Raw genomic sequence first — 13,622 nt, 5'->3', positions numbered from 1 at the left:
CCAATACGACCCGCACACGGTCACGGTTCAGCAGGCGGGCGCGTGTTCTTTGGGGCCGTAGGTGACAATCAGGCGGTAAAGCTCATCCTTGCCGGCAAAACTACGCGGTAGCATGACCTCCTGACGCTGGATCAGAGCGGGGTCGTAGCCCTGAAGCGTGATCTTTGACTGCACATATTTAAGACCGGCGGCCTGAAGATCGACGATTTCCGGGTGAATACGCGAAGAGGCGAAGGTCAGCTCAATGCGGCCGGTGTCCGGATCGACCTTATCGAGCAAGGGTTTAAGCATCGGATCATAGGGTTTGGTCTTGTAGTCTATGGTGCGAATATCGAGCGTAATCGTGCGCTCGCACGGTTGCGCCGTCACCTGTCCGGCGCCAAAAGCCACACTAATAACGCCAATCAGAGCGATCATTCGCTTCATCCGTTTTGTACCCTCCTGGCGCTTTGGTTCACCTGACAAGTGTAACCGAATTCGCCTTCTCGGCTATTCGCATTTCCGTGAACGGAAACCTCTGGCTCTATAAATATGCGAATAATTCTCATTGACAAATCCGTCCGATTTCGTCACTATCAACTCAAGCGTTCGGGACCGGACAGCCTCCCCTTCCGGCGCTTTCTGGGTAACGTCTTGTTGCTCAATTATCCTCGGTGCACTCAAAACCCGCCTCTGCGTGAGGCGGGTTCTTTTTTAGCCCTCAGTACAGATCGCGGCGATAACGTCCTTCGCTAAGCGCCGCTTTCAGCCAGTCCGGGCCAAGCGCCTTTTTCAGAGCCGCATCGACACCGCGCCCCATATCCAGCCCGCCGCAGACCAGCACGCTGCCGCCCTGCCCCAGCCAGTCGCGGATGGCCGGGGCCTGATGGGCTATCACGTCCTGCACATAGATTTTCACGCCGTCGTCAGGGCGCGAAAAAGCCAGATCCAGCCTGCGGAGGCGCCCGCCGTGTTGCCAGCCGCGCATCTCATCGGACAGACGCCCATCGTGGACCGGATGGCGCTCGCCATAGATCAGCCAGCACGGACGGCCCCGCCCGGCCAATTCCAGCAGATGCGGTCGCACACCCGCCAGACCCGACCCTGCAGCAATCAGCAACACCGGGCCGTCGCCCGCCGGGGCATGGAATCCTTTATGCGTTTTCAGCCGCAGCGGCACGCTTTCGCCCAGGGGAAGCGTCGTCAGCAGGCCGGAGCCTTCGCCGCGTGAACCATCGGCTTTGATGACTTCGCGCACGAACAGGCGCACCCGTCCCTCTTCGGGCAGGGAGGCGATGGAATAGTCGCGACGATGCCCGGACGGCGTCAGGATTTCGGCCAGATCACCGGCCACCCACGTAGCGCCTTCGGCTATTGCAAAATCAATGGCGTAAAGCCCCGCTGATGGACTTTCGGGATTGAGCCGTTCGCGGGCAATAAGGGTTGTCGCGGCGAAATTGGCGTCCGCTTGCATCGCCGCGCCACCCCACTCTTTGAGGTAGGATTCCCACTGTTTCAGGGCCTGTGCGTCGAGATCATCGACCTCGGTGATCGGCTTTTTGGCCGTCGCGCCGCAGGCGGCAAACCAGTCGTGCAGCCGATGGCCAAAGGCGCAGAAGTCTTCGTAACTGCGATCACCCAGCGCCAGGACGGCAAAGCTCTGCGCCGACAGGTCGGGACGCGAAGACATAAGTGCGCGCTCAAAGGCCGCGCCGTCGTCCGGGGCATCCCCGACACCGGTGGTCGAGGCCACCACCAGCACCAACTTCGCCTGTTGCAGGTCAGCGACGGTTGCTTGGCCCAGCGACATCAGACGCGTCGTCAGACCGCCCGTGCTCAGCGCTTTGTGCGTATGGCGCGCCAGTTCTTCCGCCTGCCCGGTCTGCGAGGCCGAGAGGATCAAGGCATCGACGGCCACGGCTGACGCACGGGCGAGACCGCGCGTCAGCATGACGCCACTCATCAGCATCCACAACACGCCGGCCCCGGCAGCCAGTCCCACGCGCAGCGGATCGGTGGTAACGAAGTCGATCATAGCCAGTCCTCAAGTGCGGGGCTCAGCACCTCACGCCCGTCGCTCAGCCCCATCAGACAAGGGATAGCATGGGTTTGTGCAAAAGACATGGCAGGATGTTCGCCCATCACCATCAGGGCGGTGGCCAATGCATCGGCGCGCCAGCACTGCGCATCAAAGACGCTGACCTGACGGATACCGCTCTGCACCGGGGCGGCGGTGGCGGCGTCGATCGTGTGCGACAGGCGCACACCGTCATGGATGAAATAGCGTTGGCTGTCACCCGTGGTGGCCACGGCCAGATCGCAGAGCGCCACAAGGGTTTCAGTGTTGAACGTTTTATCGGCGCGTTCAATCTCCACCCACCACGGCTGCCCCTCGGCACGGATGCCAAACGCTTTCAATTCACCACCAATCTCAATCAGCGCCGAACGCACCCCCGGCGTTGCCTTGAGACTGTCGGTTACGGCATCGACCGCATAGCCCTTGGCAATGCCGCACAGGTCGAGTTTGAGACCTTCGGGTTTGGTCAACCCGTCCGGCCGCCAGTCAAGCGCGCGCCAGTCCTGACGCTTTCTCAGCGCGGCGCGCGCTTGGGGTGTCGGCGGGCCTTCAGGCACGATCTTCGCGCCGAAACCCCAGATTTCGACCGCTTCCAGCAGGGCCGGATCGAAGCCCCCCCGGGTTAAACGCGCCATATCCAGCGCGTGGGCGATGACCTGCATCAGCATAGGCGGCAGGGGCACAAACGCCCCTGCCCTGGCCTCATTGAAGCGCGTCAGGTCAGAATCAGCGCGATAAGGCGACATTTCGGCGTCAATGCGGTCGAGAATAGCCTGAATCCGCTGGCAAAGGCCCGTTCGATCCACCGGCCCGTCACTGAACAGCCGCACCTGCCACGTCGTGGCAAAGGCCTCCCCTGACACGTCACACGGCAGGCACGCTGACACGTCTTCCGGCGGCGTGATCAGCGCCGGGACCAGAACACGCCGGTTTGGTAAAGTGTCAGTTTGCGTCATTACACTTAGCTTAAGCCCCTTCCCTAATTTTAGGGGAGGTGGCATTCGAGCCCCAGGCGAGAAGGACGGTGGGGTTAATGGCCGAGCTTCATCCCCACCGCCTTTGTCACTATTTCTAGTAAAATCAGGAGAGGGATTTTTCTTACGGTTTGATGGTGAACGCCACAGCGCCCAGCTCGGTCGCCCCCTTGGTCGAGACTGCAACCGCCTTTTTGCCGTCCCACTTGAACGGCGCCTTGACCACTTCGCGGCCGCCGCCTTCACGCGCCGCTTCGACATTCAGCACGTAGTCACCGGGCGTCATGCCCTTCAAAGCCGAGGTGTCGATCTTCGCCGTCTGACGGCCGGGAGCCTTGGTGGCCGACGACAGACCGCTGACTTCGGAGGCGCTGAGGTCGCGGCCCGATTTGCGCCACCAGGTGCGCAGGTCTTTCAGCCACTTGTCGCCCTTCCCCACCTGATACCAGACAAACAGGTTGGATTTGTGCGCGCCCGCACCGTCCTCGACCCACGCCGCCACATAGGGCTTATGGTATTCAGCGACGTTGAGACGCGGCACTTCGACATCGACGGCTACTGTCCCGGCCTGAGCGGCACCCACCGCACCGGCGCTGAGAACCGTCGTCCAGATGGCGGCTTTAGCGAACATGATAAACCTCACGCATGAATAAACAGAAGGAAGAGGATGAAGGGCACGATGGTGCCCAGACCGACCAGAGGCCAGGTGATGCGACGTCCCCGCGCATAGATCCACAACAGACCCAGACCGGTGACGCAGAAGATGACCGAGGCAATGGCGATGATGTCGATAAACAGGCTCCAGGCCGGTCCGGCATTGCGCCCCTTGTGCAGATCATTGAGCATCGCAATAAAGCCGCGATGGCTCTTTTCATAGGTGACATGGCCCGTATCGCGCTCGACGCTCATCCATTCGTCAAAGCCCGGACCCGGCATGGCGAAATAGAGTTCGCTATCAGAGACTTCCGGCAGAACTTTTGAGACATCAATCCCCGTATCGGCCTTCAGTGCCCTGGCCACATCGTCCGGCAGTCGCGCCTTGTCCTGCGCCTTGGGCAGCAGGGCCAGAGTCTGCGCGCTGAGGTCCTTTTCCCAGTTGGTGACCTGCGGCTTCGCCTCGATAAGGCTGGCGTGGTTGAGCGTAAAGCCGCTGACCGAAAACAGGATCATGCCGACCAGACAGAGGGCCGAGGATATCCAGTGCCACTGGCGTAACTGATTGCGCCAGAAGGAGGGAGTCGGTTTGAACGAAGTCGTCATCAGGCTTGGGGCTCTACTTAATAATCATTCTCATTATCAAGGCGTTCTGGCTTTTGCAAGGCAGCAAACCGTCTTATACCAAGGGTGATTGAAAATGACTCTTGGTATTCCATTCGAGAATTTCTCACGTCGCTGATACATATGAGACATTCTCGTTTCTTCAACGGCCGGATGCGGTCAGCATCTTAGGCCGTTGGTATTAAATCGACAGATGTTCAGCTCTTATACGGTCCAGGGTCGGCGTTCCCGACAGGGCCATGACCACTTCCAACTCTTCGCGCAGCGTGCGTATCGCATGGGCCACACCCAGGGGCCCCGCCGCGGCCAGCGCCTGAATATAGGGTCGCCCGATCAGCACGGCCGATGCCCCAAAAGCCAGCGCCTTGAACACATCGCTGCCGCGTCGGATACCGCCGTCCAGCAGGATCGGGACGCGACCACCGACGGCAGCGGCTATGGCTGGCAGGGCTTCGATGGCCGCCGGCAGGGTATCGAGCACCCGGCCCCCGTGATTGGAGACGATCAGCCCGTGCACCCCCATGCGGCAGGCATGATCGGCGTCTTCCGGGGCCATAATGCCCTTGAGGATGACCGGCAAACGGGCCTCGGACAGTACCCACTCGATATCGTCCCATCCGGGGGCTGCCTTCATCAGGCCTTCAAATACGCGGCTTTGTCCGGATGCGGTCGGGGTGGCGGCTGACACCGGCGGTAGATTGACCGCCGAGAGGTGCGGCGGCAGGCGGAACCCCGCGCGTTGTTCCCGGTTGCGCACCCCGGCCATGGCCGCATCGACCGTTATGACCAGCGCGCGATAGCCTTCGCGCTCGGCCCGGTGAATCAGGTCGAGCGATACGCCGTGATCGGCTTGTAGGTAGAGCTGAAACCACAGGGGCGGCGCGGTTTCGGCCTGCGCCACCTCTTCGAGCGTGACGGTTGATAGGGTCGAGAGCACCATCAGGGTCTGGGTCACCGCAGCCCCCAGCGCCGTGGCGCGTTCGCCGTCCGGATGAAACAGTTTCTGATAGGCGACAGGCGCTAAAAAGATCGGATGTTCATAGAGATGTCCGAACAGGTTCAGGCGCGTGTGACCGCCGGCGACCGAGCCCAGAACCCGCCCCTTAAGCAGGATTTCAGAAAAGGCCTCGACATTGCGACGCACCGTGTGCTCGTCACCGGCCCCGGCCTGAAGATAGGCCCACGTCATATCGCTCAGCCGTTCGCGCGCATAGGCCTCGTAGTCTGAGACCGCGACTATATCGGGAGGAATGACCGTCAGTAGTGCCTTGGGTGACATCACATCTGCGCCCATTGCCGCAGAAGGTTGTGATAGTGGGCGGTGAGACTCACCACTTCCTCGCTGTCGCCCAACTGGCTGCGCAAGCGCAGAATGGTCATATCAAGTTCAAACAGCATCCGCCGTTGCTCGCTGTCCTTCACCAGACTTTGCGTCCACAGGAAGGCGGCCAGCCGCACGCCACGGGTGACCGGCTCGACGCGGTGCAGGGAGGTGGACGGATAGAGGATGGCATCCCCGGCGTTCAGCTTGACCTCATGCGCGCCGTAGGTGTCTTCGACGATCAGTTCACCACCCTCATACGCTTCCGGATCATTGAGGAAGACCGTTGTTGAAACGTCGGTGCGCGCTGTGAGGCCCTTAAACGGATCGTGGTGAAGGGCGCTGTCCACGTGGTTGCCGTAATGCCCGCCGCCCTCATAGGCATTAAAGCGCGGCGTCAGGACAATATGCGGCAGGGCGGCGGACTGAAACAACGGATGACGGCGCAGCGCCGCCTCTATGCGCTCGCCCAGTATCCGCGCCTCCGGCACATCGGCGGGGAGTTGTTTGTTTTGTTTGACCTTCTGCGCCTGCGGCCCGGCCGATGCCGCGCCATCGGCCCAGCGTGCCTCAGCGAGTGCGGCGCGTATCTCGGCCACCTCTTCGCGGCTCAGGACTTCGGGCAGATGCAGCAGCATGGCGAACTCATATAAACATGGCCCCGAGCGGAAGGTCGGAGCCAAAGATCATGAAGCGATTGATAAACGGTGGAAAGGGCCGCGCCCGCGAAACAGTGCCGCAGCCCTCGTTTTTTTAGAATTGGTAGTTCAGGGTAACAGTTGCCGAACGCGGCGCACCGGGGATCAGACGCGAGCCACCATTGTTCAGCGTGGCTATATAGTCCTCATCCAGCAGGTTATAGACGTTTAGTTGCACCGACACCTTGTCCGTCAGCTTATAAGAACCATAGGCATCGACCACCCAGTATTCCGGGATGAACGGCACGTTCTGGGTCGCCAGATCGACGCCCGGCGTATTGGCGCGGACCTGCTCACCGGTATAGCGGGCTCCGCCACCTAAGGTCAGCTTCGGCGAGACTTCATAGGTGGTCCAGACCGTGGCCGCCAGTTCCGGCGACCAGCGAGTGACCGCCCCCGTGGCGTTGGCACCGGTCGTGCCTCTTTCGACCTCGGTATCCATGGTCTGGATACCGGCGGTCAGGTTCCACTTGTCAGTGATCTTGCCGACCACGCCCAGATCGAAGCCCTTGACCGTGCGCTTGCCGAAGTTTTCGCCAAAGCCGGTATTGAAGGGATCTTCGACAAACTCGTTCAGATGTTCGGTCGAATAGTAGGCAGCGGTCAGAGACACACGACCTGACAGCACGTCCCACTTGACGCCGGCTTCGAGATTACGCGTCTCGGTGGGATCGACATTGGGGTTGTTGATATTGGTCGAGGTTTCGCTGCCGCCGACCGTGGTTGTCGAAGCCCCCAGATTGACTGTGCCCGGCGGGGTCTTTGAATTGGCATAGGCCACATACAGGCTGGCCGTTTCGACCGGCTTATAGACCAGACCAGCCTTATAGCTGGTCAGGGTGCCGTCGCCTTCGAGGCGGGCATTGGTCGCGGTTGTGGTGGTAATGTCGTAGCTATCGACACGTATCCCGGCATTGAACAGCCATTTTTCGCCAAAATGGATGGTGTCAAACAGATAGGCCGAGCCGACATTCAGCTTGACGAAGGCACGTGTGCCGTTCAGCCCATTGACCGGCAGATCGACATTGGGGTTCGGAGTGTACAGATTAGCTTGCTGAGCCGTGGTCAGGGTCACGGCGTTAACGCCATAAACCGCCACCTTTTCTGTCGAAAACTCGAGCCCGTAGGCCAGATCGTGCGTAAAGGCCCCCGTGGTCGCCGAAGCCGTGAAGTTGGTCGCATTGATCAGGGCGTCATTGTCCTTGACCACGTGCTGACGCGAACGGTTGACGGTCCAGGTCGAGCGATCATTGAGATTGGTCGCCGTAATACCGGCATTGCCCGTGCTTACCCCGGTCAGGACACGATCCAGCGACGTGCGGCTGAGGCGCGTCGTATTGGTCATATAGATGCCGGACGCGAAGTCGTGCTCGAACTTCACCGTAAACTGCGACGAGTCCGTGTCTTCATAATCATGGACGGAGCCGTAGAAGTTTTCGGAACCAACACGCGGAGCCGACTTGATGGCGGGCGTCGCATTGTAAAAGCCTGGATAGCCGACGGAGGGGATACCACCGTCCGGCACATTGTCGCCCTTTGACACTTGCGCAAAGCCATAGAGGCGCGTCGGCGTACCGATGCCGATGCCATAGGCGGCAGCGAGTGCGTAGCCCGACTTCTTCACCTCGTCGCGGCCTACGGCATTGATGTCTTCGGCCATCAGGTTGAGGCGCAGACCGCTGGTCTTACCCACGGCGCGGTTGACATCGACCGTGGCGCGCGCCCCGCCCTGACTGTAGGCCGCCAGCGTACCGGAAGCCGCCGCCTCAAGCGTCGGGTGCTTCGAGACCAGATTGATATAGCCCGAAGAGGCGCCACGCCCGATATCGGCACCACCGGCCCCCCGGATCACTTCGACCTGCTCCAGATTGAAGGTATCGCGCGAGGCCGAACTCATATCGCGCACCCCGTCGACCAGCACCGAAGTCGAGGCATCGAAACCGCGCATCTGGAAGGTGTCACCGGCTGAGGTGTTGCCGTTTTCGCCCATCTGAACCGTAATGCCCGGCACATTGCGCAGGGCTTCCATCAGGGACGCGGCCTGTTGCTGCTGAAGGACTTCCTTCTTGATGACGCTGACGGTCTGTGGCGTGTCGATCAGGGCTTGGGTCTGCTTGGGCGACGACACCACGTCGGCCTTATAGCTGTTGTCGTCTGCGGTAACGGTGACGCCTTCCAGCTTCTTGTCCTGCGCCAGAGCCGTTGCGGAAAGCGCCGGAACCGCCGCTGCGGCCATCAGGGCGGCGGTCAGGTAACGGTTGGAAGCGTGCTTGCGATTGCGAATGTGAGACATGTGCATCAACATCTTTAAAAAAAGGCGTCGCGGTTTCCGTCTGACGCCGAGGGAGGGTGACCGGCAGACCGGCCTGCGAGCATTCTCGGTGGAATTGCGAATAATTGTCAGGTGCAAATACCGCACTTCGGCTTTATTGCAACCGCAAAATGACCCTTTTCCACCGTATGACGTCGTTTTTTGCAAGTGTGTCGCAAATTCAACAAACGGCGACACCGAAAATGACCGGGGGCCGACGCCGTGGTCCCACACCCGCAACGCCGGCCCCCGTTCCCGCCGGAGCGGGTAAGGCATATTGTACCCTCTGAAAAGCCCTAGAGCATTCGTCGGCTAAGTTGAGCCGCCGAATGGCTCTAAATTTTTGTTTTGTCGCGATGTTTTTGCGGAAAACCGCTCACACTTTTCCGCACATCGCTTTAGAAGGGCAGGACTTCCAGCGTCACGGCGTAGGACGACCGCACCGGTGGCATATCACGCGGCATGGGTTGTCCCTGCGGGCGCGCGGCCTGAGCGCCGGGCTGAGCACCGGCCTGCTGACCCGCTTGCGGACCATGGTCGTCATCGGCTTCGGGACGCGGCGGGTAAGAGGTATTCAGATAATACTGGCCACCGAACTTCCAGTTGACGGCGATTGTACCTTCGGCATCAGCGGTCACGGTCTGCTCGTCCAGTTCGCCGCGGAAGCGCACGCCGCCCGGCACCACCTTGACCTTGAGGCCCGGCATCGGCTTGCCATCCATCAGTACACGGAACTTTGCCGTTTCACCCACCACCAGATCGGTCGTCGGTTGCAACGGGAACAGTTCAAGTCCCTGCCCCACAGGCTTGATTTCAGACGGTTTTCCCGACGTCACGAAGGTTTCGACACGGCCAAAATTGCGGCTGACCTTAAGCTCCGGCGCATTGGCGGGCACCTGTTTGGCGAAGTCGTCTTCGGAACCACGGAAGCTCTTGGTTTCTTCGCCCGCCTTCCAGGTGGCCATCACCATGCGATTGACCGAAGCGATGCGATAGGTGCCTTCGGTCGCCAGCTTGACGTCAAAGGTCGAGCGCAGCTTGCCCGTCGAGGCGTTTTCGGCTTCGAGCGGCGAACCGTCCGGCGCGCTGATCTGAAGATTGGTCAGGCGCATGGCGTTATGGTCAGCGTAGAACAGGCCGTTGGACGAGGCGGCATCCACCGTCACATAGGTCGGGCGCTGTGGATTGGTCGAGGCTTCGACCTGCGTCGCCGAGGGCAGCAGCCACTGGCTGTGGGCCAGAGCCGCCGGGGCCGCCGCCAGAAGGCCCAGCGCGGCGGTGCCGGTCAGAAGGCGCTGAATCAGGGTCATCAAAAGTCTCCGGAAGTCTGTTCTGAAAAAATACGTCAGGCGCGTCTGAGGCCAAAGGTAATGGGGACGGTGGCCCAGGATTCGATCGCCTGACCGCCGCGCGTCGCCGGCCGGAACTTCCAGCGTTTGACGGAGTCTATGGCGGCGCGATCCAGTCGAATGGAGCCGCTGGACGCCTGCACCTGCACCTCACCAACGCTGCCGTCGGGGCGCACCTGAAGGCGCAACTGCACCGTCCCCTCCTCGCGCCGCGCCTTGGCTTGCGGGGGATAGGCGGGCGGCGGATTGCTGTTGAGTGCCGACTCGACATCGACACCCACAAAGTCATTGCGCGGTTGCGCCGCCGCCGGAGCGGCCTTAGCCACAACTTGGGCCACAACCGGAGCCGCTACCGGTGCCTGAACCGGCGGGGCCTTGACCGGAGCCATATCCAGCGGCGCGACCTGAGCGACCAGGGGCGCCGGGGTTTCGCGCGGCTGAAGCATCGGCTTGGGCTCAACCACAGGCGTTTCGGGTTTGGGCGTATCAGGCGTGATCACGGGCTTGGGCGGCGCGCGGCGCGATTCAATCGGCACCATCTCAACGACCACGGGCGCGGTTTCCTCAATCTCCGGGGTCGTCAGAGTAAACTGTGTACTAACGATATAGGCGGCCAGAGCGGCATGGACCGCCAAGGACACGCCGATAGCCACCGATGCCCCGCCGCCTGTGCCCTTGCGACGCCTTACAGGGGCAGACACGCTACATTCGCTGCGCGTTGTGCCGTTTGCGTCGGTGAGAATACTCTGAGCGGTCATGCGTCAAAAGCCAGTGACAACGAACCGGACCCCAACGATCCGGACGATAGGGCTGACTAGCACTCCTGCAATTCATTCGCAAGCGCATTGAAAACAATTCTCATTATGATAAATCGTCGCACCCTTGCGGTCCTATGTGTGTTCGCCCCTTGATTACATTTGTGACAAACGTAAGACTGTCGCCCTAATCAAAAGGGGCCATGCCATGAGACTCAGCCACCTGCGCGCCACTGCGGCCGCCGTCACCGCCTTTATTGCCGCCGCCACCCTGACTCCGGTCTGGGCCGCACCGGCCACAGGCTATCAGTTACCTCCGGCACCGATTGCGCAGATCCTCGACGCCCCGCCGACCCCCGGCGTCATGGTCAGCCCCGAACGCCGCACCATGGCGCAGATCGGCCGTGAGAACCTGCCCTCCATCGCCGCCGTGTCGGAACCGATCCTGCGTCTGGGCGGCTATCGCATCAATCCGCGCAATAATGGCCCCATCGAAGCGCGCGCCGCCTGGCTGAACAGTCTGGCCTTTGAAGACGTGGCCACGGGGGCCGTGCGTCCGGTTGCCTTGCCCGCCGGGACGCGCTTCCTGTCGCCGCGCTGGTCACCGGACGGCACAAGGCTGGGCTTTCTGGTCGATGCCAGCGGTGGTCTTGAGCTGTGGGTCGCCGACGTTAAGACAGCAACGGCCAAGAAGCTGACGGCGGGAATCGTCAATAGCGCTTTTTCCCCAGATTTCGACTGGCTGTCGGATGGTTCCGGGCTCATCTTCCCGGCTGTTCCTGCCGAACGCGGCGCTGCCCCGGTGAAGGACACCACGCCCTCCGGCCCCATTATTCAGGAATCAAAGGGACGCACCGCCGCCATCCGCACCTATCAGGACCTGCTGGGCAATGCCTATGACGAGGCCCTGTTCGACTATTATTTCACGTCCCAGATCACGCGCGTTTCGCTAAGCGACGGGGCGATCACGCCGATCGGCACGCCGGGTCTCTACACCTCGATGTCCGTTTCACCGGACGGCAAGTACCTGCTGACCAGCCGCCTCAAGCGTCCCTACAGCTATCTTGTCCCTGCCGGGCGTTTCCCGACCGAGATCGCGGTGAGCACACTGGATGGCAAGCCGGTCAAGCTTCTGGCTGATCGTCCGTTAACGGATAATCTCCCCGCCGCCTTCGACGCCGTGCCCACCGGGCCGCGCTCCGTCTCATGGCGGGCCGATGCCCCGGCCACGCTGGTGTGGGCCGAAGCGCAGGACGGCGGCGATCCGAAAGCCAAGGCGGCCATCCGCGATACCCTGTTTACGCTCAATGCGCCGTTCGACAGCACGCCGCAAAAGCTGATCGACCTCGATCAGCGCTATGCCGGGCTCGACTGGGGCCGCGCCGACTTCGCGCTGGTCACCAGCCGCTGGTTCGATACGCGCAAGGAAAAGCGTATCGCACTCGATCCCTCCAGGCCCGGCAGCGGCCGCGTGCTGCTGGAACGCAACTATCAGGACCGCTACAATGATCCGGGCAGCGCCGTGTCGCGCCTCACCGCCGAGGGCGAAGAGGTGCTGCACTTCACCCCGGACGGCAAGTCGGTCTTTGTGATGGGGGCCGGCGCCTCGGCCAAGGGCGAATTCCCCTTTGTGGGCAAGATGTCGCTGAGCGACGGCAAGGTCACCCGCCTGTGGCAGGCCGAAGCCCCCTATTACGAAGCGCCGGTGGCGCTGGCTGATCTGGCGGGCAAGTCGGTCATCACCCGCCGCGAAAGCAAGGACGACGCCCCCAACTACTTCATCCGTCCGGTGGCCACAGGCTCGAAGTCCCGTGCCCTGACGCAGTTCCCGGACCGCGCGCCGCAATTTGCCGGGGTTACCAAGCAGACCCTGACCTATACGCGGGCCGATGGCGTCAAGCTGTCGGGCACCCTCTACCTGCCCGCCGGTTATGATAAGGCCAAGGATGGTCCCCTGCCCCTCTTCATGTGGGCCTATCCGGAAGAGTTTACCGACGCCTCGGTCGCCAGCCAGACGGTGGATAGCGGCAATCGTTTCGTCCGTCCGGGCGGGGCCAGCCACCTGTTCCTGCTGACGCAGGGCTATGCGGTGCTGGACGGGCCTTCCATGCCGATCATCGGTAAGGACGGGGCCGAACCGAACGACACCTATGTCGAGCAACTGACCGCCAGCGCCAAGGCCGCGGTCGATGCCGTCGTGGCTCTGGGCGTCGCGGATCGTAACCGCATTGCTGTGGGCGGCCACAGCTATGGGGCCTTCATGACCGCCAACCTGCTGGCGCACACCGACCTGTTCCGGGCCGGGATCGCGCGCTCAGGGGCCTATAACCGCACCTTGACGCCGTTTGGTTTCCAGTCGGAACAGCGCACCTACTGGGAGGCGACCGACACCTATACGAAGATGAGCCCCTTCACCTATGTGCGTAACATCAAGGACCCGATCCTGCTGATCCACGGCGAAGCGGACGACAATTCCGGCACCTTCCCCATCCAGAGCGAGCGCTTCTACGCCGCCCTGAAAGGTGCCGGGGCCAATGTCCGCTATGTGGTGCTACCCAATGAGGCGCATGGCTATCGCGCGCGCGAGTCCAACCTGCATACGCTGTGGGAAATGACGCGCTGGCTGGACACCTATGTCAAGAACGCCCCGCCGCGCGCGGATAAACCCGCCGCGAAGTAAGCGAAGGGACGGAGCGCCTCCGGTAAGACGCGCTCCGTCCCTTCGCATCCGCAAAAATAATCCACGGTTCGGGGTGGCGCTTTGACGCAGATTCGGTTATAGACCGCGCCAAATCACGCGCGCCGAACCGGTTTGGCCTCTCACATATGTCTGCGAGAGGCTTTTTTATGGGTTGGCAAGCGCCTCCGGCACCTGACGGA

Annotated in this window: 11 protein-coding genes; 1 reads left to right on the top strand and 10 read right to left on the bottom strand. The window is 61.7% G+C overall.

Features of this window, described 5'->3' with window-relative positions:
- Positions 1–27: 27 nt before the first annotated feature.
- The 10 genes from AACH73_RS05755 to AACH73_RS05710 form a co-directional block, all read right to left on the bottom strand.
- Entirely contained in the window at positions 28–417 is a 390-nt protein-coding gene (locus AACH73_RS05755) for a hypothetical protein (RefSeq protein ID WP_338735711.1), read from the bottom strand.
- 283 nt (positions 418–700) lie between these two features.
- Positions 701–2,014: an NADPH cytochrome P450 oxidoreductase family protein gene (locus tag AACH73_RS05750; RefSeq protein WP_338735710.1), complete on the bottom strand. Its 1,314-nt coding sequence runs from the start codon at positions 2,012–2,014 to the stop codon at positions 701–703.
- Positions 2,011–3,012, bottom strand: coding sequence for an FAD:protein FMN transferase (locus AACH73_RS05745; protein WP_338735709.1), 1,002 nt, complete (start codon positions 3,010–3,012; stop codon positions 2,011–2,013). Before AACH73_RS05745 ends, AACH73_RS05750 begins: the two co-directional genes overlap by 4 nt.
- A 142-nt stretch (positions 3,013–3,154) precedes the next feature.
- Entirely contained in the window at positions 3,155–3,661 is a 507-nt protein-coding gene (locus AACH73_RS05740; protein WP_272740114.1) for a DUF2271 domain-containing protein, read from the bottom strand.
- 8 nt (positions 3,662–3,669) lie between these two features.
- Complete coding sequence (locus AACH73_RS05735; protein ID WP_272740115.1) at positions 3,670–4,290, bottom strand: PepSY-associated TM helix domain-containing protein; 621 nt, start codon at positions 4,288–4,290, stop codon at positions 3,670–3,672.
- Positions 4,291–4,489: 199 nt separating this feature from the next.
- The gene (locus AACH73_RS05730) at positions 4,490–5,587 is read right to left on the bottom strand and encodes an alpha-hydroxy acid oxidase (RefSeq protein WP_338735708.1); all 1,098 of its coding nucleotides are present in this window, start codon (positions 5,585–5,587) and stop codon (positions 4,490–4,492) included.
- Positions 5,587–6,267: a Fe2+-dependent dioxygenase gene (locus AACH73_RS05725; protein ID WP_290795727.1), complete on the bottom strand. Its 681-nt coding sequence runs from the start codon at positions 6,265–6,267 to the stop codon at positions 5,587–5,589. Before AACH73_RS05725 ends, AACH73_RS05730 begins: the two co-directional genes overlap by 1 nt.
- Positions 6,268–6,382: 115 nt before the next feature.
- Positions 6,383–8,620 (bottom strand): TonB-dependent siderophore receptor, encoded by a 2,238-nt coding sequence (locus tag AACH73_RS05720; protein ID WP_338735706.1) that lies wholly within the window; start codon positions 8,618–8,620, stop codon positions 6,383–6,385.
- A gap of 416 nt (positions 8,621–9,036) precedes the next feature.
- Complete coding sequence (locus tag AACH73_RS05715) at positions 9,037–9,948, bottom strand: DUF4198 domain-containing protein (protein ID WP_338735705.1); 912 nt, start codon at positions 9,946–9,948, stop codon at positions 9,037–9,039.
- A gap of 35 nt (positions 9,949–9,983) precedes the next feature.
- Positions 9,984–10,688 carry an energy transducer TonB gene (locus tag AACH73_RS05710; RefSeq protein ID WP_338735704.1) on the bottom strand — a complete coding sequence of 235 codons (705 nt, stop codon included), beginning with the start codon at positions 10,686–10,688 and terminating at the stop codon, positions 9,984–9,986.
- A 262-nt stretch (positions 10,689–10,950) separates the two neighbouring features.
- On the opposite strand from AACH73_RS05710, the gene AACH73_RS05705 reads away from it, so the two are divergent.
- The gene (locus tag AACH73_RS05705; protein ID WP_338735703.1) at positions 10,951–13,422 is read left to right on the top strand and encodes a prolyl oligopeptidase family serine peptidase; all 2,472 of its coding nucleotides are present in this window, start codon (positions 10,951–10,953) and stop codon (positions 13,420–13,422) included.
- The last annotated feature ends 200 nt before the right edge of the window (positions 13,423–13,622 follow it).

This window comes from Asticcacaulis sp. DW145 (assembly GCF_037101385.1).
In the GTDB taxonomy this organism is placed as follows: domain Bacteria; phylum Pseudomonadota; class Alphaproteobacteria; order Caulobacterales; family Caulobacteraceae; genus Asticcacaulis; species Asticcacaulis currens.
Note: the sequence above shows the minus strand (reverse complement) of the source record. Positions and strands in the feature narration are given on the sequence as shown.

What these genes read in the sequence shown, in the direction of transcription:
- AACH73_RS05755 (WP_338735711.1), bottom strand. Translation starts at nt 417, where the DNA reads ATGATCGCTCTGATTGGCGTTATTAGTGTGGCTTTTGGCGCCGGACAG.
- AACH73_RS05750 (WP_338735710.1), bottom strand. Translation starts at nt 2,014, where the DNA reads ATGATCGACTTCGTTACCACCGATCCGCTGCGCGTGGGACTGGCTGCC.
- AACH73_RS05745 (WP_338735709.1), bottom strand. Translation starts at nt 3,012, where the DNA reads ATGACGCAAACTGACACTTTACCAAACCGGCGTGTTCTGGTCCCGGCG.
- AACH73_RS05740 (WP_272740114.1), bottom strand. Translation starts at nt 3,661, where the DNA reads ATGTTCGCTAAAGCCGCCATCTGGACGACGGTTCTCAGCGCCGGTGCG.
- AACH73_RS05735 (WP_272740115.1), bottom strand. Translation starts at nt 4,290, where the DNA reads ATGACGACTTCGTTCAAACCGACTCCCTCCTTCTGGCGCAATCAGTTA.
- AACH73_RS05730 (WP_338735708.1), bottom strand. Translation starts at nt 5,587, where the DNA reads ATGTCACCCAAGGCACTACTGACGGTCATTCCTCCCGATATAGTCGCG.
- AACH73_RS05725 (WP_290795727.1), bottom strand. Translation starts at nt 6,267, where the DNA reads ATGCTGCTGCATCTGCCCGAAGTCCTGAGCCGCGAAGAGGTGGCCGAG.
- AACH73_RS05720 (WP_338735706.1), bottom strand. Translation starts at nt 8,620, where the DNA reads ATGTCTCACATTCGCAATCGCAAGCACGCTTCCAACCGTTACCTGACC.
- AACH73_RS05715 (WP_338735705.1), bottom strand. Translation starts at nt 9,948, where the DNA reads ATGACCCTGATTCAGCGCCTTCTGACCGGCACCGCCGCGCTGGGCCTT.
- AACH73_RS05705 (WP_338735703.1), top strand. Translation starts at nt 10,951, where the DNA reads ATGAGACTCAGCCACCTGCGCGCCACTGCGGCCGCCGTCACCGCCTTT.